This is a genomic window from Pseudomonas sp. 8AS (genome assembly GCF_902506505.1).
Taxonomy (GTDB): domain Bacteria; phylum Pseudomonadota; class Gammaproteobacteria; order Pseudomonadales; family Pseudomonadaceae; genus Aquipseudomonas.
Map to the genome: position 1 here is coordinate 1,685,966 of NZ_LR733406.1, position 18,907 is coordinate 1,704,872.

14 protein-coding genes are annotated in these 18,907 nt (G+C 64.8%); 3 read left to right on the plus strand and 11 right to left on the minus strand.

Features of this window, described 5'->3' with window-relative positions; all coding sequences use genetic code 11:
• Nucleotides 1-72: 72 nt before the first annotated feature.
• Complete coding sequence (locus tag GV001_RS07915; RefSeq protein ID WP_160079095.1) at nt 73-1,782, plus strand: amidase; 1,710 nt, start codon at nt 73-75, stop codon at nt 1,780-1,782.
• Between the two features lie 1,171 nt (nt 1,783-2,953).
• Here the strand turns inward: GV001_RS07915 and GV001_RS07920 are convergent.
• Nucleotides 2,954-3,940, minus strand: a complete 987-nt coding sequence (locus GV001_RS07920) for a DUF4062 domain-containing protein (protein ID WP_160079096.1) — start codon at nt 3,938-3,940, stop codon at nt 2,954-2,956.
• A gap of 470 nt (nt 3,941-4,410) precedes the next feature.
• On the opposite strand from GV001_RS07920, the gene GV001_RS07925 reads away from it, so the two are divergent.
• Nucleotides 4,411-5,376: an integron integrase gene (locus GV001_RS07925; RefSeq protein ID WP_160079097.1), complete on the plus strand. Its 966-nt coding sequence runs from the start codon at nt 4,411-4,413 to the stop codon at nt 5,374-5,376.
• 135 nt (nt 5,377-5,511) lie between these two features.
• On the opposite strand, the gene rimO is transcribed toward GV001_RS07925, so the two are convergent.
• The 7 genes from rimO to GV001_RS07960 form a co-directional block, all read right to left on the minus strand.
• Entirely contained in the window at nt 5,512-6,834 is a 1,323-nt protein-coding gene (gene rimO, locus GV001_RS07930; RefSeq protein ID WP_160079098.1) for a 30S ribosomal protein S12 methylthiotransferase RimO, read from the minus strand.
• Nucleotides 6,835-7,192: 358 nt separating this feature from the next.
• Nucleotides 7,193-7,741, minus strand: a complete 549-nt coding sequence (locus tag GV001_RS07935; RefSeq protein WP_160079099.1) for a cytochrome b — start codon at nt 7,739-7,741, stop codon at nt 7,193-7,195.
• A 317-nt stretch (nt 7,742-8,058) separates the two neighbouring features.
• Nucleotides 8,059-8,850 (minus strand): outer membrane protein OmpK, encoded by a 792-nt coding sequence (locus tag GV001_RS07940; RefSeq protein WP_160079100.1) that lies wholly within the window; start codon nt 8,848-8,850, stop codon nt 8,059-8,061.
• Nucleotides 8,851-9,168: 318 nt separating this feature from the next.
• The gene (locus tag GV001_RS07945; protein ID WP_160079101.1) at nt 9,169-10,119 is read right to left on the minus strand and encodes an adenosine deaminase; all 951 of its coding nucleotides are present in this window, start codon (nt 10,117-10,119) and stop codon (nt 9,169-9,171) included.
• A 154-nt stretch (nt 10,120-10,273) separates the two neighbouring features.
• A complete protein-coding gene (locus GV001_RS07950; protein WP_160079102.1) occupies nt 10,274-11,239 on the minus strand; it encodes an isopenicillin N synthase family oxygenase in 966 nt (321 codons plus the stop codon).
• A gap of 224 nt (nt 11,240-11,463) precedes the next feature.
• Nucleotides 11,464-12,546 carry a BMP family ABC transporter substrate-binding protein gene (locus GV001_RS07955; protein WP_160079103.1) on the minus strand — a complete coding sequence of 361 codons (1,083 nt, stop codon included), beginning with the start codon at nt 12,544-12,546 and terminating at the stop codon, nt 11,464-11,466.
• Nucleotides 12,547-12,771: 225 nt separating this feature from the next.
• Complete coding sequence (locus tag GV001_RS07960; protein ID WP_160079104.1) at nt 12,772-14,127, minus strand: 8-oxoguanine deaminase; 1,356 nt, start codon at nt 14,125-14,127, stop codon at nt 12,772-12,774.
• A 180-nt stretch (nt 14,128-14,307) separates the two neighbouring features.
• Between GV001_RS07960 and GV001_RS07965 the strand changes: the two genes are divergently transcribed.
• A complete protein-coding gene (locus GV001_RS07965; RefSeq protein WP_160083234.1) occupies nt 14,308-14,766 on the plus strand; it encodes a transposase in 459 nt (152 codons plus the stop codon).
• A 52-nt stretch (nt 14,767-14,818) separates the two neighbouring features.
• On the opposite strand, the gene GV001_RS07970 is transcribed toward GV001_RS07965, so the two are convergent.
• The 3 genes from GV001_RS07970 to GV001_RS07980 form a co-directional block, all read right to left on the minus strand.
• Nucleotides 14,819-15,745, minus strand: a complete 927-nt coding sequence (locus tag GV001_RS07970) for an ABC transporter permease (protein ID WP_160079105.1) — start codon at nt 15,743-15,745, stop codon at nt 14,819-14,821.
• 150 nt (nt 15,746-15,895) lie between these two features.
• Complete coding sequence (locus GV001_RS07975) at nt 15,896-16,996, minus strand: ABC transporter permease (RefSeq protein ID WP_160079106.1); 1,101 nt, start codon at nt 16,994-16,996, stop codon at nt 15,896-15,898.
• A gap of 13 nt (nt 16,997-17,009) precedes the next feature.
• Entirely contained in the window at nt 17,010-18,551 is a 1,542-nt protein-coding gene (locus GV001_RS07980; protein ID WP_160079107.1) for an ABC transporter ATP-binding protein, read from the minus strand.
• Nucleotides 18,552-18,907 lie beyond the last annotated feature (356 nt).

The window sequence follows — 18,907 nt, forward strand, 5'->3', positions numbered from 1 at the left end:
AACCGCTATGAGCACCCATCCTGAGATGAGCCGTGAGCACCGAGTCAGCCAGCGTCCGGCGGCGGTGAGCCCATGATCGAAGTCACCGAGGTTTCCATCGCCGAACTGCGCGCCGCCCTCGAAGCCGGCCGCACCACCGCCGTCGAACTGGTCCAGGCCTACCTGGCGCGGATCGATGCCTACGACGGCCCGAACACGACCACCGCGCTCAATGCCGTGGTGGTGCGCAACCCCGAGGCGCTGAAGGAGGCCGAGGCCTCCGACGCCCGCCGCGCCCGTGGCGAGAGCCTCGGCCCGCTGGACGGCATCCCCTACACGGCCAAGGACAGCTACCTGGTCAAGGGTCTCACCGCCGCCTCCGGCAGCCCGGCGTTCAAGGACCTGGTGGCCCAGCGCGACGCCTTCACCGTCGAGCGCCTGCGCGCCGCCGGCGCCATCTGCCTGGGCAAGACCAACATGCCGCCCATGGCCAACGGCGGCATGCAGCGCGGTGTGTATGGCCGTGCGGAAAGCCCGTACAACGCCGCCTACCTCACCGCACCTTTCGCCTCGGGCTCGTCCAATGGCGCCGGCACGGCCACCGCCGCCAGCTATGCCGCCTTTGGCCTGGCCGAGGAAACCTGGTCGAGCGGCCGCGGCCCGGCCTCGAACAACGGCCTGTGCGCCTACACCCCGTCGCGCGGGGTGATCTCGGTACGCGGCAACTGGCCGCTGACCCCGACCATGGACGTGGTGGTGCCCTACGCGCGAACCATGGCCGACCTGCTGGAAGTGCTCGACCTGGTGGTGGCGGACGACCCCGACACCCGTGGCGACCTCTGGCGCCTGCAGCCCTGGGTGCCGATCCCGCAGGCTTCGACGGTGCGCCCCGTGTCCTACCCGGCCCTTGCCGCCGGGGCCGCTGCGCTCAAGGGCAAGCGCCTGGGCGTGCCGCGCATGTTCATCAACAAGGACGAAGCGGCCGGCACCAGCGACAATCCCGGCATCGGCGGCCCGACCGGCCAGCGCATCCATACCCGCGCCTCGGTGATCGCCCTCTGGGAGCAAGCGCGTCAGGCGCTGGAGGCGGCCGGCGCCGAGGTGATCGAGGTCGACTTCCCGCTGGTGTCCAACTGCGAGGGCGATCGGCCGGGCGCGCCGACCGTGTTCAACCGCGGCATCGTCACCCCGGAGTTCCTCCACGACGAGCTGTGGGACCTCTCGGCTTGGGGCTTCGACGACTTCCTGCGGGCCAACGGCGATCCCAAGCTGAACCGCCTGGCCGACGTCGATGGCCCGCAGATATTCCCCCACGACCCCGGCACCCTGCCGAACCGCGAGGGCGACCTGGCCGCCGGCATGGACGAGTACGTGCGCATGGCTAAGCGCGGCATCAAGTCGTGGGAGCAGATCCCGACCCTGCCCGATGGCCTGCGCGGCCTGGAGCAGACGCGCAAGCTCGACCTGGATGACTGGATGGACGGCCTCAAGCTCGATGCGGTGCTGTTCCCCACCGTGGCCGACGTCGGCCCGGCGGATGCCGATGTGAATCCGGCGTCGGCGGATATCGCCTGGAGCAACGGCATCTGGGTGGCCAACGGCAACCTGGCCATTCGCCACCTGGGCGTGCCCACCGTCACCGTGCCGATGGGGGTGATGGCGGACATCGGCATGCCGGTGGGGCTGACCTTCGCCGGGCGTGCCTATGACGACTCGGCGTTGCTGCGCCTGGCGGCGGCGTTCGAGGCGACGGGCTCGAAGCGCCTGGTGCCGCCGCGGACTCCGCCGTTGGGGCGGGGGTGATGGGGGGCTTTGCCTGACTTGCCGGGCCGTAGCTCGTAGGGGTAGACGGCCGTGGAGCGTTGTCCGCCAGCTTGTTTGTTCGTGCCGCTGCTGGTTGTCGCGCTGGTTGAGGCATTGGTTCCGCCCTGCTGGGCGGGTCACTTTTTCCAGTCGCGGAAAAAGTAACCAAAAACGCTTGCCCCTGCATCCGGCCCTGCGCTTCGCTCCGGGTTCGTTCACTCCATCGCCGCTCCAGGGGCACGCCGCGAAGGGCCATCCCTGGCCCATCGCGGCTCTCGCGGCATCCATGCCGCTCAACCCCTTCCACGACGATTCCGCTCACCCTTTTGAAGGGGCGTTTGGAGTTGCCTGACAGTTCTGTGTTTCTCCCCCGATGGTTCCCACGCTCTGCGTGGAAACCCATCCAGTGGCGCTCCGCGCCACAGAGCTGCTGGCCCGCACAAAACAACGAATGGACGCAGGGTCGTCAAAGGCTGCATTCCCACGCGGAGCGAGGGAACGATCATTCGTCTGTAGGAGCGAGCTCTGCTCGCGAATCAGGCCCATCAAGAGCTTCGCGAGCAAAGCTCGCTCCTACCGATCAACGACAATCCGCGAAGCGGCAAGAAGAACCCCCAAGCAACTCGGAGTCCGAACCCCGTCAGGAGGCCGAGTGGAGGTGTTGCGCAGGGGGACGAGCCGCATGGATGCGGCGAGAGGCTTAAAGGGCCATGGACGGCCCTTGTAAGCCGGCCCCCGGAGCGACACCGGAGCGAGGGAAGTTTCGCGCAGCGAAACCCGGATGTCGGGCGCGCTTTCTCTTTGGTTACTTTCTCTTTTGCGCGAGCAAAGAGAAAGTGACTCGCCGTAAGGGCGAAATGCGAGGTGCGATTTGCTCGGAGGTTGGAACTTAGACTGCTCCTGGCCTATTCCGTTGAAAAACTCGGTTGAGTGAGCTGGCCGAAGCTGGTTCACTAAACCTCCATCAGCGCAGTGGAGTTCTCCACGATGATGGGACGTCAGCAGGCCGCTCAGGCCCCTCTGTTCTACCCCGCTGCGCGAACTACAGAATGGCCAGGGCACTGCCCGTGACAAGGCCGGATATACGAATGCAACCGCGCTGACGACAGGATCGAAAAAAGCTTTCCTCACTGCTTGTGGGGAGAGTCCATATACGCATTGTTATATGCCATTACTTTTTTCTTATGGCGCGAAGCTGAACCATCAGTCGCTCGCCTTCAGGGGTGAAGCTCCAAAACATTGCCATGCCCCCTTTGACCGTTTGCGCATATTTGGTTTGAATGAGGCCTAAAGCTTTTAATTGAATTGCAATGGTTTGAAAGTCTTGATCGTTGAGGCTGTTGGTTCTGTCGCTGATTGAGTCCCGCTTAATGATTGCCTTTTTAAGAACTTCTTTTACATATTCTTGGTTAGGATTTTGGGAGAGATAAGGCGAAATTATTGTGAATATCTCTTTCCATGAGAGCGTGCTGTGCCATTCCCTTTTTCCATAATCGTTGTAGTAGGTTCCGGAAATTTGGAATTTGTCATCTAATTCGGCTATGTCGTCTATTAGGTAGGCTGCGGCTGGTTTTGGTGCTTTCGATAGCTCAGCTCTGAGTGAGCTGTTTTCTTTCCTCAGTTCATTAAGCTCGCCCAAAAGCTCTTCGTTGGACACAGCTGTGGCCCTTATCCACCCAGTTGCGGGGAACATTTTAATCGTTTTGGATAGGCTTAATGCAACTAGGCCAGGAAGCTCTGTTGGTTCATTCCAAAACTTAACTAGGCGGTTGCTGGAGACTTTCTCTCTAAAAATTCTAAGTCTCTCGCGCAGCTCGGGAGCTATATCTGATTTGCCTACTGGTATATTGTCTGGTTTTTCGTGTAGAAGCGCGACAACTTTTAGCCCTATCTCTACGGCGTAATCATACTCTTTTTCGGTATAGCTAATTCCTTCTTCTGTTGTTGAGCCGTACCGGCCTCCAATTATCAGAAGGTAGTAATCGCAGTCGTCGATCACTCGCTTTATGAATTCCCACTGCTCTTCGTCTGTAGCAGGAAATAGCTCCATTCCGGCAGGGATGCAGTCCATCTCCATAAGCGCTTGCGTTACATGCTGCCTTTCCTCTTTCAAGTCGGCATAGGTTGAGCTAACAAATACTTGGTATCTTTTTTCCACGGATAATCTCCGTATGGCATATAACGTTTGGCTAAGGGGCCGGCGTTAGCCGGTCCAAGTGAGCGCAGCGAACGACTTGAGCCAATTGTTAGACTGCCCAGCCGTGCGCAGGAAATGATGCCAGCGCCGAGCTTAACCGGCGGTGCGCACGGTGTGTCGGTTTTGGCCCGGAAGGTTATTTGTGATATGCACATTTTCTGAAAGCAACTCCTTTGCTGGCCACAAATAACGGCCTCTACTGTCAGGCGACCATTCGATTCAGGAACACCGCGCCGATGCGGTGATTGTGTTTCTTGGCTCGGTGCTGAAGAACCAATTTTGCCCTTGCGCCTAACTATAAGTAGACGACACAAGTGGCGTAATGCTTTGCGCCATTTGTGTCGGATAACGTTCCTTGTCGTCTGGCAAGTCCTTGTCTAGCCTGCAAATCGCATCAGGAGATGCGACATCAGTCCGGGAGCAACAGCGACATGGATGACAAGCCCAAGCTGCTCGATCAGGTTCGCGAGCAAATTCGCCTTCGACACTATTCGATTCGTACCGAAGCTGTCTATCTGGAGTGGGTGAAGCGCTTTATCCGCTTTCACAAGTATCGCCATCCGCAGGAGATGGGCGCAGCAGAAGTTGAGGCTTTTCTGAGCGATCTGGCGGTGCGGCGGGATGTGGCGGCGTCCACCCAGAATCAGGCGCTGTCGGCAATTCTGTTTCTCTATAAGCAGGTGTTGCGGATCGAGTTGCCGTGGATGGATGGGGTGATTAGGGCGCGGCGTCCGCAGCGTTTGCCGGTGGTGCTGACTCGGGAGGAGGTGGCGAGTGTGCTGGCGCAGTTGGACGGTACGCTGTGGCTGGTGGCCAATCTGCTGTATGGCTCGGGCATGCGTTTGATGGAAGTGCTGCGCCTGCGGGTCAAGGATGTGGAGTTTTCCCGTTTCGAGATTCTGATTCGCGATGGTAAGGGGCAGAAAGATCGGGTGACCATGCTGCCACGCAAGCTGGCGGCGCCTTTGGAGCTGCATCTGCAGCGGGTTCGCGCACTGCACGAGCAGGATCTGCTGGAGGGTTACGGGCGGGCGAATTTGCCGCATGCGTTGGCGCGCAAGTATCCGAATGCGGCGGCGGAGTGGTGCTGGCAGTTCGTTTTCCCTTCGATCAACCGCTCCGCAGACCCGCGTTCGGGCGGCATCTTCCGCCACCATCTGCATGAGAAGACCATTCAGCGTGCGATCCGCAATGCGGTGCGTCGTGTGGGGCTAAACAAGCCGGCCACCCCGCATACCCTGCGGCATTCCTTCGCCACGCACTTGTTGGAGAGTGGTCAGGACATTCGCACGGTGCAGGAGCTGCTCGGTCATGCCGATGTGAAGACTACGCAGATCTACACCCATGTACTCAATCGGGGTGGTTTGGGGGTATTGAGTCCGCTCGATCGGGTGTAGGGAGGGTTTGGTGGGGCGCGTGACGGGCGGGTAACTGGGAGTGGGTTCTGATCGCGAATGAATTCGCTCCCACAATATTCAGCTCACTTGAAACGAAAAGCCCCACTGAGGGGCGGGGCTTTTGCGGTGTGGCGATCAGGCCAGTTCGGCCCAGAGGTCGTACTCGTCGGCGTCGACCACGCGCACGCGCACCTTGTCACCGGGCTTCACGCTGGTGGAGTCGATGAACACGCTGCCGTCGATTTCCGGGGCGTCGGCGTAGGAGCGGCCGACGGCGCCCTGGTCGTCGACTTCGTCGATCAGCACTTCGATTTCCTGGCCGATCTTCAGCTGCAGGCGGGCGGCGCTGATGGCCTGCTGGTGGGCCATGAAGCGCTCCCAGCGCTCCTGCTTGACGTCGTCGGGGACGGTTTCCAGGTCCATGTCGTTGGCCGGCGCGCCTTCCACCGGCGAGTACTGGAAGCAGCCGACGCGGTCGAGCTGGGCTTCGGTCAGCCAGTCGAGCAGGTACTGGAAGTCTTCTTCGGTTTCGCCGGGGAAGCCGACGATGAAGGTGGAGCGGATGGTCAGCTCGGGGCAGATCTCGCGCCACTGCTTGATGCGCGCCAGGGTCTTGTCCTCGAAGGCCGGGCGTTTCATGGCCTTGAGCACTTTCGGGCTGGCGTGCTGGAAGGGGATGTCCAGGTACGGCAGCAGCTTGCCTTCGGCCATCAGTGGGATCACGTGGTCGACGTTGGGGTAGGGGTAGACGTAGTGCAGGCGCACCCACACGCCCATCGACGACAGCGCTTCGCACAGTTCCAGCATGCGCGTCTTCACCGGCTGGCCGTTCCAGAAGTCCATCTTGTACTTGAGGTCGACGCCATAGGCGCTGGTGTCCTGGCTGATCACCAGCAGCTCCTTGACCCCGGCCTTGACCAGGCGCTCGGCTTCGCTGAGCACGTCGCCGACCGGACGGCTGACCAGGTCGCCGCGCATGGAGGGGATGATGCAGAAGCTGCAGCGGTGGTTGCAGCCTTCGGAAATCTTCAGGTAGGCGTAGTGACGCGGGGTCAGCTTGATGCCCTGCGGCGGTACCAGGTCGATCAGCGGGTTGTGCTCGGCCTTGGGCGGGATCACCTCGTGCACGGCGTTGACCACCTGCTCGTACTGCTGCGGGCCGGTCACCGAGAGCACGCTGGGGTGCACGTTGCGGATGCTGCCGGCGTCCACGCCCATGCAGCCGGTGACGATGACCTTGCCGTTCTCGGCGATGGCTTCGCCGATCACTTCCAGGGATTCGGCCTTGGCGCTGTCGATGAAGCCGCAGGTGTTGACCACCACCACGTCGGCATCCTCGTAGGTGGGCACGATCTCGTAGCCCTCCATGCGCAGCTGGGTGAGGATGCGTTCGGAGTCGACAGTGGCTTTCGGACAACCAAGGCTGACGAAGCCGACTTTCGGGGTGGCGGTGGACATCGGGGCTAACCTCATCGGGCGCTCTGGGTGCGCCGCTGATCAAAAAGTGCGCAATTCTAGCGGCGCCGGCGAGGCTTGGCCAGCGTTACGAGGTGCCGTTTGCCTGCTTTATATGAAGATGGGCGCCGAATGCGCAGGTGCATCGGCAGCCCCGTACGGTTGAGAGCGGATGGGGCGGCGATGAGGCGCTGCAGGCGGGCGTCTTATCGCGGTTGAAGCCGCTGCCACAAGGAGGATTGGTGTGGGTAGTGAGCCTGGAGGAGGGGCCTTGGCCGCGACGCGGGTGCGGGCGGCTCGGTGCTGCCGGCTGGTCGCGGCCAAGGCCCCTCCTACGGGGAGTCGCGGTTGCGGGTGGCGGTTAGCCGCGCCCCGGCAGCATGCGGGTCAGGGTGTTGTCGCGGCTGACGAAGTGGTGGAACAGCCCGGCCACGGCGTGCAGGCCGATCAGCCAGTAACCGGCGCTGCCGGCCAGTTCGTGCAGTTCCTTGATCTGCCCGGCCAGGTCGGGGTTCTTGTCGATCAGCGGCGGCAGTTCCAGGCCGAAGAACGGGACCGGCTTGCCGGCGGCACTGAGGATCAGCCAGCCGGCCAGCGGGGCGCCGATCATCAGCAGGTACAGGGCCAGGTGCATCAGCTTGGCGGGGAGAGCCTGCCAGGTCGGAATGGCCGGGACGATCGCCGGGGTCGGGCCGATCAGGCGGGCCAGCAGGCGCAGCCAGACCAGGGCGAAGATGGCCATGCCGAGCATGAAGTGCCACTGCTTGAGCAGTTCGCGCGGTTCGCTGCCCTTGGGGAAGTTGCCCTTGAGTTCGATGCAGGCGTAGACGCCGGCGATCAGGATCAGCATCAGCCAGTGCAGGCCGATGGACAGGCTGCCGTAGCGGGATGGGTTGTTTTTCCAGGTCATCAGGCTTTCTCCGGTTCGCCTCTTCTGGCGGGGTGCGTGGCAGGGTAGCCGGAAAGTCTTAACCGAAGCTGAATCTGGATCAACAGGTCGCTCTGCCCTAGGGTGAACCGTGCGCATCCGGCGCCACGCATGGGCGTGTGCTGCGTGCGGTGCACTCTGGGGGCGGCGAGTGCTTTGCAGGCCGTTGAAAAACTACCTGCGTTGCCATTGCAGCGTTAAAAACAGGCTCAAAATGCTCATTTACAGCTCGTAAACTGCGCTTTTTCGCCTGTTTTTGCCTTGCACTGGCTGCCTCGCCTACGTTTTTCAACGGCCTGTTAGAAGTGCGCCTTGACCAGCAGGCTGATGGCGCTCTGGTCGGTGCCGCCGAGGATGTCCTCGCCGACGAAGCTTTCGTCCTCGATGCCGTACTTGTCGCTCCAGTAGTCGTATTCGACCCCGACATAGACCTTCTGGCCGACGCCGAAGGCCTTGGCCACGTCGTACTTGATCTGCGGGTTGAAGTGCAGGTTGGCGTGGTAGCTGTCGTCGTTGTCCACCACCCAGTCCATGAAGCCGTCGATCACCAGGTCGGAGTTGCCGACCGGGATGGTGTAGCTCCATACCGGGGTGATCTGCCAGACGTTGTCCCCGTCGCGCTTGCCGTCGGTGGTGCGCAGGTAGGTGTTGAGCTGGAAGTAGTCGAAGCCGGGGATGTTCAGGTCGATGGCCGGGCCGATCAGGTAGGAGTCGACATCGTCCTCGCCGAACTCGTAGGTGGTGGCCAGCAGCACGTCCTTGATCGGGCCGAACGACAGGTCGGCGCCGCTGATCTTGCCCAGCGACAGGCGCGGGCTGATCTCGCCATAGAAGGTGTGGCCGTCACCGGCACCGTTTTCCGCCTCGCCGTTGTACTTGATGACGTCGACGAAGGCGAACAGATCGCCGAAGCTCCAGCCGCTGGCATGTTCGTAGGTGATGGTCTGCTGCTTGTCCGGGTCGACGGTGAAGTCGGTGCCGTTCAGGTAGGTCAGGCTGTTGTCCTGCCACTGCAGCAGGTCGCCGGCGAGGGCCTGGCCAGCGGTCAACAGGCCGCCTGCCAGCATCAGGGAGGTTAGGGTGCGCTTCATGGGGTGCTCCTGAATGGTCGAATTATGGTTTTGAACCTGTCGTGTTGGTCAGGCTTTCTTGTATGAGCAAGAACAGCGCCAGTTCCTGTCTGCATGGACAGAAAAATTGAAAAACGGAGGGCTGTCCCGGTATTGCTATGGCATGGACTGGCTGCCTGGTTCAGCTGGCCGGATCGCGGGGCGTTTAGCGTCCTCGGCGGGCTGCAATGGGCTGCCCGCCGCGGGCTTGAGTGCCTCAAGCTGGCGCAACTTTGCGCCATTGTGTGGCGTACTGCGGGGATCGACGGGGCTGCTCCGGACCAGGCCGGGGCGCCGGGGTCACTTGACCAGGCGCGCGTCCAGGCTGTTCTGCGCCAGGCGCCGGGCCTGGTCCTGGGTCATGCCGAGGCTGTCGTGCAGGGCGGCGAAGTTCTCCGTGACATAGCCGCCGAAGTAGGCCGGGTCGTCGGAGTTGACCGTCACCTTCACCCCGCGTTCGAGCATCTGCAGGATGTTGTGCTGGCGCATGTCGTCGAACACGCGGAGCTTGGTGTTGGACAGCGGGCAGACGGTCAGCGGGATCTGCTCGTCGATGATCCGCTGCATCAGGCGTTCGTCTTCCATGGCGCGCACGCCGTGGTCGATGCGCTCGATCTTGAGCAGGTCCAGCGCTTCCCAGATGTACTCGGGCGGGCCTTCCTCGCCGGCGTGGGCCACGGTCAGCAGGCCTTCGCTGCGGGCCTTGGCGAACACGCGCTGGAACAGGCGCGGCGGAAAGCCCATCTCCGAGCTGTCCAGGCCGACGGCGACGAAGGCATCGCGAAACGGCATGGCCTGCTCCAGGGTTTTGAACGCGGCCTCTTCCGGCAGGTGACGGAGGAAGCTGAGGATCAGGCCGTGGCTGATGCCCAGTTGCTTGTGGCCATCGTCGAGCGCCTGCTGGATGCCGCGCAGCACCACTTCGAAGGGGATGCCGCGGTCGGTGTGGGTCTGCGGGTCGAAGAACGGCTCGGTGTGGATGACGTTCTGTTGCTTGCACTTGAGCAGGTAGGCCCAGGTCAGGTCGTAGAAGTCCTGCTCGCTGCGCAGCACGTCGGCGCCCTGGTAGTAGAGGTCGAGAAATTCCTGCAGGTTGTTGAAGGCATAGGCGCCGCGCAGGCTGTCCACGTCGCCCCAGGGCAGGGCGATCTTGTTGCGTTCGGCCAGGGCGAACAGCAGCTCGGGCTCCAGCGAGCCTTCCAGGTGCAGGTGCAGTTCGGCCTTGGGCAGGGCGTTGAGCCAGTCGTACATGGGGGCAGTCTCGTGGTCAGGCGTAATAGGTGCAGTTTAATCGGTGTGGCGCTGTTGCGCGGGTCGGGCTTGGGTAGGAGGGGCCTTGGCCGCGACCGCTTTTGACGTGCTCCCGGTCGCGGCCAAGGCCCCTCCTACAGCGCGGGTGTGGGCTCTACGCGCTGGCCTCTTCGCGGCGGTAGGCGTAGGTCTCGGCGAAGCGCGAGAGCATGTAGTCGCTGCAGGAAATCGGCGCGTATTTGGCCGGATGTTCAGGATTCTGGCAACCGGGCAGGCAGCTGATTTCGGTGTCCGGGTGGGGTTCGGCGAAGAACGGCATGGAGTAGCGGTCCACTCCCAGCGGGCTGATTACCCGGTGCGGCGTGGATTTGTAGTGGTCGTTGCTCCAGCGCGCCAGCATGTCGCCGATGTTGACCACGAAGGTGCCGTCGATCGGCGGTGCGTCGATCCACTGGCCCTGCAGGTTCTGCACCTGCAGGCCGCCGGCGTCGTCCTGGTACAGCAGGGTCACGCAGCCATAGTCGGTGTGCGCGCCGGCGCCTTGCTGTGCGGCGCTGCTGGCGGTCTGCCGCGGCGGGTAGTGGATCAGGCGCAGCACGCTGATCGGCTGCTCGAAGCGGCGGTCGAAGAAGTCGCGCTCGATGCCCAGCGCCAGGGCCATGGCGCGCAGCAGGGTCTTGGCCAGTTCGTGCATGTCCAGGTAGTGCTGTTCCAGCAGCGCCTGCCAGCCGGGAATGTCCGGGTGGCGGTTGGGCCCGCGCAGCGGCTTGCCGGCCAGCACCTCGGGGTGCTCGGCGCTCAGGTGCAGGCCCATGTCGAAGGTTTCCTTGAGGTCGCAGGGCTGGCCGGGGTCGAGCTGCTCGGTGGCGATGGCGCCGTAGCCGCGGTGGTGGCGGGTCTGGGTGATGTCGATGCGCAGCTTCTCGGCATCCGGGCGGGCGAAGAAGTCCACGGCGGCGGCCTTGAGTTCGGCTATGCGCGCGGCGCCGATCGGGTGGCCCTTGATGTAGAAGAAGCCCCACTGACGGCAGGCCTGGTCGATCTGTCGGGCAACCTGCGGCCAGCCGGCCGGGTCGCTGTGGTACAGGGGGGCGATGTCGATGATCGGAAGTGAGTTCATGGGTGCTCCTGGAGGGGTGTAGGTGCTGCGAGTCTTCTCGTACCCAGGGCAGCGAAAAGGGCGCACTGCGGTGCGCCCTTGGTGCGCGGTTCTTTCCGGGGAAAGGGACGGCGCGGATTGCTTGGTACTGCTTGGTGTTGCTTGGCTTGTGTGGGAGGGGCCTTGGCCGCGACTGCGATCTGCGTAAGAACGGTCGCGGCCAAGGCCCCTCCTACGGCTGTTGCTTACTTCGGCATCTCGGCGGTGATGCCCTTGACGTAGTAGTTCATGCCGGCCAGTTCGGCGTTGCTGGCGGTGCTGCCGGCCGCGATCTTGACCGCGCCGCTCTGGTCCAGGATCGGGCCGGTGAACGGGTGGAAGGAGCCGTCCTTGATGCTGGCGATGATGGTTTCGGCTTCGGCCTTGACCTCGGTCGGGACCAGGTCGCTGATCGGCAGTTCGATGGTGCCTTCCTTCAGGCCGCCCCAGTAGTCCTGTGGCGCCCAGCTGCCATCGATGACGGCCTGGGTGCTCTTCACATAGTGCGGGCCCCAGTTGTTGACGATCGAGGTGAGCACGGCCTTCGGCCCGAAGTGGGCCATGTCCGAGGCGTAGCCCACGGAGTAGACGCCGCGGCGCTCGGCGGTCTGGATCGGCGCCGGGCTGTCGGTGTGCTGGAACACCACGTCGACGCCCTGGTCGATCAGGGCGTTGGCGGCATCGGCTTCCTTGCCCGGGTCGAACCAGGAGTTGACCCACACCACTTTGATCTCGCTGCCCGGGTTGTACTTGTCCAGGGCCAGCTGGATGGCGTTGATGTCGCGGATCACTTCCGGAATCGGGAAGGAGGCGACGTAGCCGATCTTCTTGCTCTTGGTCATCTTGGCGGCGAGGAAGCCGCCGACGTAGCGGCCTTCATAGGACGTCGACAGGTAGGTGCCGAGGTTCTTGTCCTGCTTGTAGCCGGTGGCGTGCTCGAAGGTGACCTTGGGGAACTGCTTGGCGACCTTGGCGGTGGGGTTCATGTAGCCGAACGAGGTGGTGAACACCAGGTCGTAACCGCCCTTGGCCATGTTGCGGATGACGCGTTCGGCGTCGGCGCCTTCGGCCACGTTCTCGACGAAGCTGGTTTGTACCTGGTCGCCGAACTGCTTGATCAGCGCCTGGCGGCCCTGTTCGTGCTGGTAGGTCCAGCCGTGGTCGCCGATCGGGCCGACATAGACGAAGCCGACTTTCAGCGGGTCGGCGGCCAGCGCGCCGAGGGATGCGGTCAGGCCGATGGCGGCGGCAACGCCACGAACCAGGGCTTTGAGGGACGGGGTGGACATAGGCTGCAGTGCTCCGTGTCGAGTCTTTATGGGTGGGCCGAAAGAGGCGTGACGACCAATGCAAAAAATTGACCAACAAGACAAATAACTCTGGCTGGCGCTGCGCGGTTGATGTCGCGGGCCGTGCCTGCGGATGAAACCTGTCTTGATGGTCAATAACGGCGCGTTTTAGCGACCTCGGGCCTGAAACTGGTGCAAGGCTTCCGGGCACGGGCTGCCCGCTCTTCAGCCGCCGACCAGCTGCCGCGCCGCCTGGCGGTGGGCGGCGATCAGTGCGCCGAGGTCGAGGCCCTCGATCTGCCCATCAAGCACCCGCCAGCGCCCGCCAACCAGCACCCGGTCGGCGCGCTCGGCGCCGCACAGCAACAGCGCGGAAAGCGGGTCGTGGCTGCCGGAGAAGCGCAGTTCGTCGAGCTTGAACAGGGCCAGGTCGGCCTGCTTGCCCACGGCCAGTTCGCCGATATCGCGGCGTCCGAGCAGCCTGGCCGAGCCGCGGGTGGCCCAGCCCAGGGCCAGTTGCGGGGTGATCCGCTCGGCGCCGTAGCGCAGGCGCTGCAGGTAGAGGGCCTGGCGCGCTTCGAGCAGCAGGTTGGAGGCGTCGTTGGAAGCCGATCCGTCCACGCCCAGGCCGACCGGGGCACCGGCCGCCTGCAGGTCGAGGGTCGGGCAGATGCCCGAGGCCAGGCGCATGTTCGACACCGGGCAGTGGCAGATGCCGGTGCCGGCGGCGCCCAGGCGGGCGATTTCCTCGGCATTGAAGTGGATGCCGTGGGCCAGCCAGGTGCGCGGGCCGAGCCAGCCGACGCTGTCCAGGTAGTCGACGGTGCGCAGGCCGAAGCGCTGCTGGCAGAAGGCCTCCTCGTCGAGGGTCTCGGCCAGGTGGGTGTGCAGGCGCACGTCCTGCTGGGCGGCCAGTTCGGCGCTGGCCTGCATGATCTCGCTGGTCACCGAGAACGGCGAGCAGGGGGCCAGGGCGATCTGGATCTGTGCCCCGGCTTCGCGCTGATGGTAGCGGCGGATCAGGCGCAGGCTGTCGTCGAGGATCACCTGGCCCTGCTGCACGGTCTGCTGCGGCGGCAGGCCGCCATTGGCCTGGCCCAGGCTCATCGAGCCGCGGGTCAGCATGGCGCGCATGCCCAGCTCGCGCACGGCCTCGACCTGCACGTCGATGGCTTCCTCCAGGCCCCGGGGGAACAGGTAGTGATGGTCGGCGGCAGTGGTGCAACCCGACAGCAGCAGCTCGGCCAGTGCCACGCGACAGGCCAGGGCCAGCTGCGCCGGGGTCAGCCGCGCCCACACCGGGTAGAGGGCCTGCAGCCAGGGGAACAGCGGCTGGTTGACCACCGGCGCCCAGGCGCGGGTGAGGGTCTGGTAGAAGTGGTGATGGCTGTTGATCAGCCCCGGCAGCAGCACGTGCTGGCTGGCATCGAACACCTGCGCACAGGGTTGCGCGGGAACCTGGCCGGCGGCCAGCAGTTCGACGATCAGCGCGCCCTCGACGACCAGGCCGCCGCGGGCGTCCTGCTCATTGGCGGTGAAGATGGCTTGCGGGTTCTTGATCCAGATACGCGCTGCGGACATGGCCGGCTCCTCTGAAAAATGGGTTCAGGTTGGCCAGCTCAGTGTTGCCCTGTCTGCTGATCCAGGGGCGCCGAGGCGCGGGGGCTTGCGTTGGCTTTGTAGGAGGGGCCTTGGCCGCGACACTTGCGATCGGCCCTGCAATACTCGTGGCTCGTGTTCACAGGAGGCAATGGAATGCCACTGACCAGCAACCCACATGCCAATCGGCTAAGACTCGGGCGCCATTCGCACGCCGGCGCCGTATATCTCCTGACGGCCGTGGTCAAAGACCGCCAGCCCTATTTCCAGAACTTCTCTACCGGCCGCCTGCTCATTGCCGAACTGCGCGCCGCCCATGATCAGGCCAGGGTCAATTCGCTGGCCTGGGTGGTGATGCCTGATCACCTGCACTGGCTCATCCAGCTGGAACATGGCGCACTGCCCGAGCTGATGCGTCGGATCAAGTCCAACAGTGCCCGCAGCATCAATCGCCAGCTCGGCCTGAGCGGCCGGCTATGGCAGGACGGCTACCATGACCGCGCGCTACGGCGGGAAGAAGACCTGCGTGCAGTTGCTCGTTACATCGTGGCCAATCCCCTGCGGGCCGGTCTGGTGCGCAGGGTGGGTGATTACCCGTTGTGGGATGCTGTTTGGGTCTGATTCGTCGGGTCGCGGCCAAGGCCCCTCCTACAGGGGCCTGGCTGCCTGCTCGTCAATGCCCGGCCTTCCACGGCTGGCCGAGGGACACCGGGGCGTACAGGCGGGTCTTCAGCGCATCGCGCGAGAGCACCACCAGCACCAGGATGGTCGCCACGTAGGGCAGCATCGCCAGCAGGTTGGCCGGGATGCTCACGCCGATGCCCTGGGCCACCAGGTGGAGGATGCTGGCCAGGCCGAACAGGTAGGCGCCGAGCAATACGCGGAACACCCGCCAGCTGGCGAACACCACCAGGGCCAGGGCGATCCAGCCGCGCCCGGCGCTCATGTTTTCCGCCCACATCGGCGTGTAGGCCAGCGACAGGTAGGCGCCAGCCATGCCGGTCATGGCGCCGCCGAACAGCACCGCCAGGGTACGCACGCGCAGCACCGGCAGGCCCATGGCGCTGGCCGCGTCGGGGTTCTCGCCGACCGCCCGGAGGATCAGGCCGAGGCGGCTGTTGAGCAGCACCCAGGCCACCAGGCCGAACAGGGCGAACGACAGGTAGACCAGCAGATCCTGCTGGAACAGCATGTGGCCGAGTAGCGGAATATCCGCCAGCAGCGGGATGGCGATCGGCTCGAAGCCGGCCAGCGGCTTGCCGACCCAGGCGGCGCCGACGAAGGACGACAGGCCGACGCCGAAGATGGTCAGGGCCAGGCCGGTGGCCACCTGGTTGGCCTGGCAACCGAGGGCGACCAGGGCGAACAGCGCGGCCAGCAGCATGCCGGCCAGGCAGGCCAGCAGCACGCCGAGCCACAGGCTGCCGCTGGCGAGGGCGACGATGAAGCCGATCACCGCGCCGAACAGCATCATGCCTTCCTGGCCGAGGTTGAGGACGCCACTTTTCTCGCACACCAGCTCGCCGAGGGCGACCAGCAATAGCGGGGTGCCGCAGCGCACCATGGCGTAGAGGATGTTGCTTACCAGATCGAGATCCATAGTCGAAGCCTCAGGCCGCGCGCCGCGGGCGGCAGGTGAACGGAAGGGTGTTTGTAGGAGGGGCTGGGCGGCAAACCGTATTGGCCGCGACCCTTGGCCCATGCAGAGCAGTCGCGGCCAAGGCCCCTCCGACAGGTGATTGCGGGTTCATCAGGCGCTGGCCGTTTCGGGCAGCGCCGCGCGCTGGCGCCATTTCAGGTGCAGGCGCAGGCGATAGAGGATCAGCACGTCGCAGGCCAGCAGGTAGAACAGCATCATTCCCTGGAACAGTTCGGTCAGCGATTGCGGCAGGTTGAGGGTCATCTGCGCGCTTTCGCCGCCCAGGTAGAGCAGGGCCATCAGCAGGCCGGCGAAGAGGATGCCCAGCGGGTTGAGGCGGCCGAGGAAGGCCACGGTGATCGCCGCGTAGCCGTAGCCGGGCGAGACCTGCGGCACCAGCTGGCCAATCGGCCCGCTGACTTCGCTGACCCCGGCCAGCCCGGCCAGGCCGCCGCTGATCAGCAGCACCAGCCACACCAGTTTCTTCTCGCGGAAGCCGACGAAGCCGGCGGCGCGCTGGTCCAGGCCGAGCACCTTGATCTGGAAGCCGATGAAGCTTTTTTGCAGCAGCACCCACACGGCCACCAGGGCGAACAGGGCGAAGCACACGCCGATGTGCACGCGGCCGTCCTCGAACAGCTGTGGCAGGCGGCTGGCGTCACCGAACATGGCCGACTCGGGGAAGCTGAAGCCGTGCGGGTCCTTCAGCGGGCCGTGGACGAAGAACAGCAACAGGTTGAGGGCGATGTAGTTGAGCATGATGGTGGTGAGGATTTCATTGGCGTTGAACTGCGTGCGCAGCCAGGCCGCCAGCGCGCCCCAGGCGGCGCCGCCGAGCACGCCGGCGGCCAGTACGCAGGCCAGCGCCCAGGGCGTGTCCCAGCCGATGATGTTGACCGCCACCGCGCTGCCGGCCAGGGCGCCGATCAGCAGCTGGCCCTCGGCGCCGATGTTCCAGATGCGTGCCTGGTAGGCCACGGCCAGGCCGAAGGCGCAGAGCAGGATCGGCAGGGCCTTGATCAGCAGTTCGGAGACCCCGTAGAAGTCGCTGATCGGCGCGATCAGCAGGGTATGGAAGGTGACCAGCGGATCGTGGCCGAGCACGGCGAACAGCAGCGCGCCGCTGAGCAGGGTGAGCACCCCGGCCAGCAGCGGCGACAGCAGGAGCATGGCGCGCGACTGCTGGATACGGGGTTCGAGGGATAACAGCATGGCGGCGTTCTCGTCAGGCGGCGTCTTGCGGGGAAGCGAACTGGCCGGCCATCCAGCGGCCGACCTCCACGGTATGGGTCTGCCCGGTGGCCTGCAGCGGCGACAGGCGGCCGCTGCACAGCGCGCCGAGGCGGTCGCTGATCTGGAACAGCTCGTCGAGGTCCTCGGAGATCACCAGGATCGCCGCGCCGGCATCGCGCAGGGCGATCAGCGCGCGGTGGATGGCCGCCGCGGCGCCGACATCCACGCCCCAGGTGGGGTGCGCGGCGACCAGCAGCCTGGGGTTCTGCAGGATCTCGCGGCCGAGGATGAATTTCTGCAGGTTGCCGCCGGACAGGCTGCGCGCCTGGGCCTGGGCGTCCGGGGTCTTCACCGCGAAGCGGCGGATGATCTCCTCGGCCAGCTCCAGCACCTTGTGCGAGCGGATCATGCCGTGGCTCAGCAGGCCGTGCTGGAAGGCGGTGAGCAGGGCGTTGTCGGCCAGGCTCAGCTCCGGCACGGCGCCGTGGCCGAGGCGTTCGGCGGGGACGAAGGCCAGGCCGCGCTGGCGGCGGGCATCCGGGTAGAGGTCAGCCACCGGCTCGCCATCGATGCTGATGCGCGCGCGCTCCTCCTGGGCCAGGCGCACTTCGCCGCTGAGCAGGGCGAGCAGTTCGTCCTGGCCGTTGCCGGCGACCCCGGCGATGCCGACGATCTCGCCGCTGCGTACCTCCAGGCGCAGGTTGCGCAGCGAGGTGCCGAACGGGTCGGCGTTGTGCCAGCTCAGGTCGTCCACGCGCAGCCGGGTCAGCCCGCCCGCGACCTTCGGGTAGCTGGCCTCCAGGCCTTCGGCATCGCCGACCATCAGGCGCGCCAGTTGCAGGTCGCTGCACTGGCTCGGCACGCACTCGCCGGACACCCGGCCGGCGCGCAGCACCGTGGCGCTGTGGCAGAGCGCGCGCACCTCGCCGAGCTTGTGGCTGATGAACAGGATGCTGCAGCCCTCCGCCGCCAGGGCGCGCAGGGTGACGAACAGTTCGTCGACCTCCTGCGGGGTCAGCACCGAGGTCGGCTCGTCGAGGATCAGCAGGCGGATGTCCTGCATCAGGCAGCGGATGATCTCCACCCGCTGGCGTTCGCCGATCGACAGGCTGTGCACCAGGCGTTCCGGCTCCAGGCCCATGCCGTAGCGCTGCGCCACCTCGCGGATCTTCGGCTCCAGCTGCTGCGGCGTGCCGGCCTGGCGGCCGAGGGCCAGGGCGATGTTCTGCGCCACGGTCAGGGTCTCGAACAGCGAGAAGTGCTGGAACACCATGCCGATGCCCAGGTCGCGGGCCTGGGCCGGATCGCGTACCTGAATGCGCCGGCCCTGCCAGTACAACTCGCCGCTGTCCGGCTGGGTCACGCCGTAGATGATCTTCATCAGGGTGCTCTTGCCGGCGCCGTTCTCGCCCAGCAGGGCATGGATCTCGCCCGGCTGGATGCGCAGGTCGATGCGGTCGTTGGCCAGGCAGCCGGGGTAGCGCTTGCTGATGGCGCGTAGCTCAAGACGCGCTGGCGATGCGGATGGGGACATGGGCGGCTCGGTGGTTGGGTTTCGACTGCTGTGCCTAAGCAAATATTTGGCCAATTAGTCAGGAAATTTGCCGGGGCCTGCGCCGGCGGCCTTTTGCGCTGCGGCGCAGCCCGTCGAGGGGCGGCCGGCGGCTGGAAACCGCCCGACTCTGGTGCGTCGTGCACTGCCCGGGAGCCGGCCGGGAAAGGGCGTCGAGGCCAGCTCGTGGCCGCTGCGCTATCGGGACTTTGATAAAAAAGTCAAACAAAAACAGGTACTTGTATCTATTGGTCAAAAAACATACAGAGCTGCGCAGGGCCTGTGGCGACTGGCCTGCAGCCAGCGCTACAGAGGTTATGCACAGCTTCGTCCACAGA

Excerpts from the sequence above, each read along its gene's own strand:
- GV001_RS07915 (WP_160079095.1), top strand. The coding sequence starts at position 73 with ATGATCGAAGTCACCGAGGTTTCCATCGCCGAACTGCGCGCCGCCCTC.
- GV001_RS07925 (WP_160079097.1), top strand. The coding sequence starts at position 4,411 with ATGGATGACAAGCCCAAGCTGCTCGATCAGGTTCGCGAGCAAATTCGC.
- rimO (WP_160079098.1), bottom strand. The coding sequence starts at position 6,834 with ATGTCCACCGCCACCCCGAAAGTCGGCTTCGTCAGCCTTGGTTGTCCG.
- GV001_RS07935 (WP_160079099.1), bottom strand. The coding sequence starts at position 7,741 with ATGACCTGGAAAAACAACCCATCCCGCTACGGCAGCCTGTCCATCGGC.
- GV001_RS07940 (WP_160079100.1), bottom strand. The coding sequence starts at position 8,850 with ATGAAGCGCACCCTAACCTCCCTGATGCTGGCAGGCGGCCTGTTGACC.
- GV001_RS07945 (WP_160079101.1), bottom strand. The coding sequence starts at position 10,119 with ATGTACGACTGGCTCAACGCCCTGCCCAAGGCCGAACTGCACCTGCAC.
- GV001_RS07950 (WP_160079102.1), bottom strand. The coding sequence starts at position 11,239 with ATGAACTCACTTCCGATCATCGACATCGCCCCCCTGTACCACAGCGAC.
- GV001_RS07955 (WP_160079103.1), bottom strand. The coding sequence starts at position 12,546 with ATGTCCACCCCGTCCCTCAAAGCCCTGGTTCGTGGCGTTGCCGCCGCC.
- GV001_RS07960 (WP_160079104.1), bottom strand. The coding sequence starts at position 14,127 with ATGTCCGCAGCGCGTATCTGGATCAAGAACCCGCAAGCCATCTTCACC.
- GV001_RS07970 (WP_160079105.1), bottom strand. The coding sequence starts at position 15,745 with ATGGATCTCGATCTGGTAAGCAACATCCTCTACGCCATGGTGCGCTGC.
- GV001_RS07975 (WP_160079106.1), bottom strand. The coding sequence starts at position 16,996 with ATGCTGTTATCCCTCGAACCCCGTATCCAGCAGTCGCGCGCCATGCTC.
- GV001_RS07980 (WP_160079107.1), bottom strand. The coding sequence starts at position 18,551 with ATGTCCCCATCCGCATCGCCAGCGCGTCTTGAGCTACGCGCCATCAGC.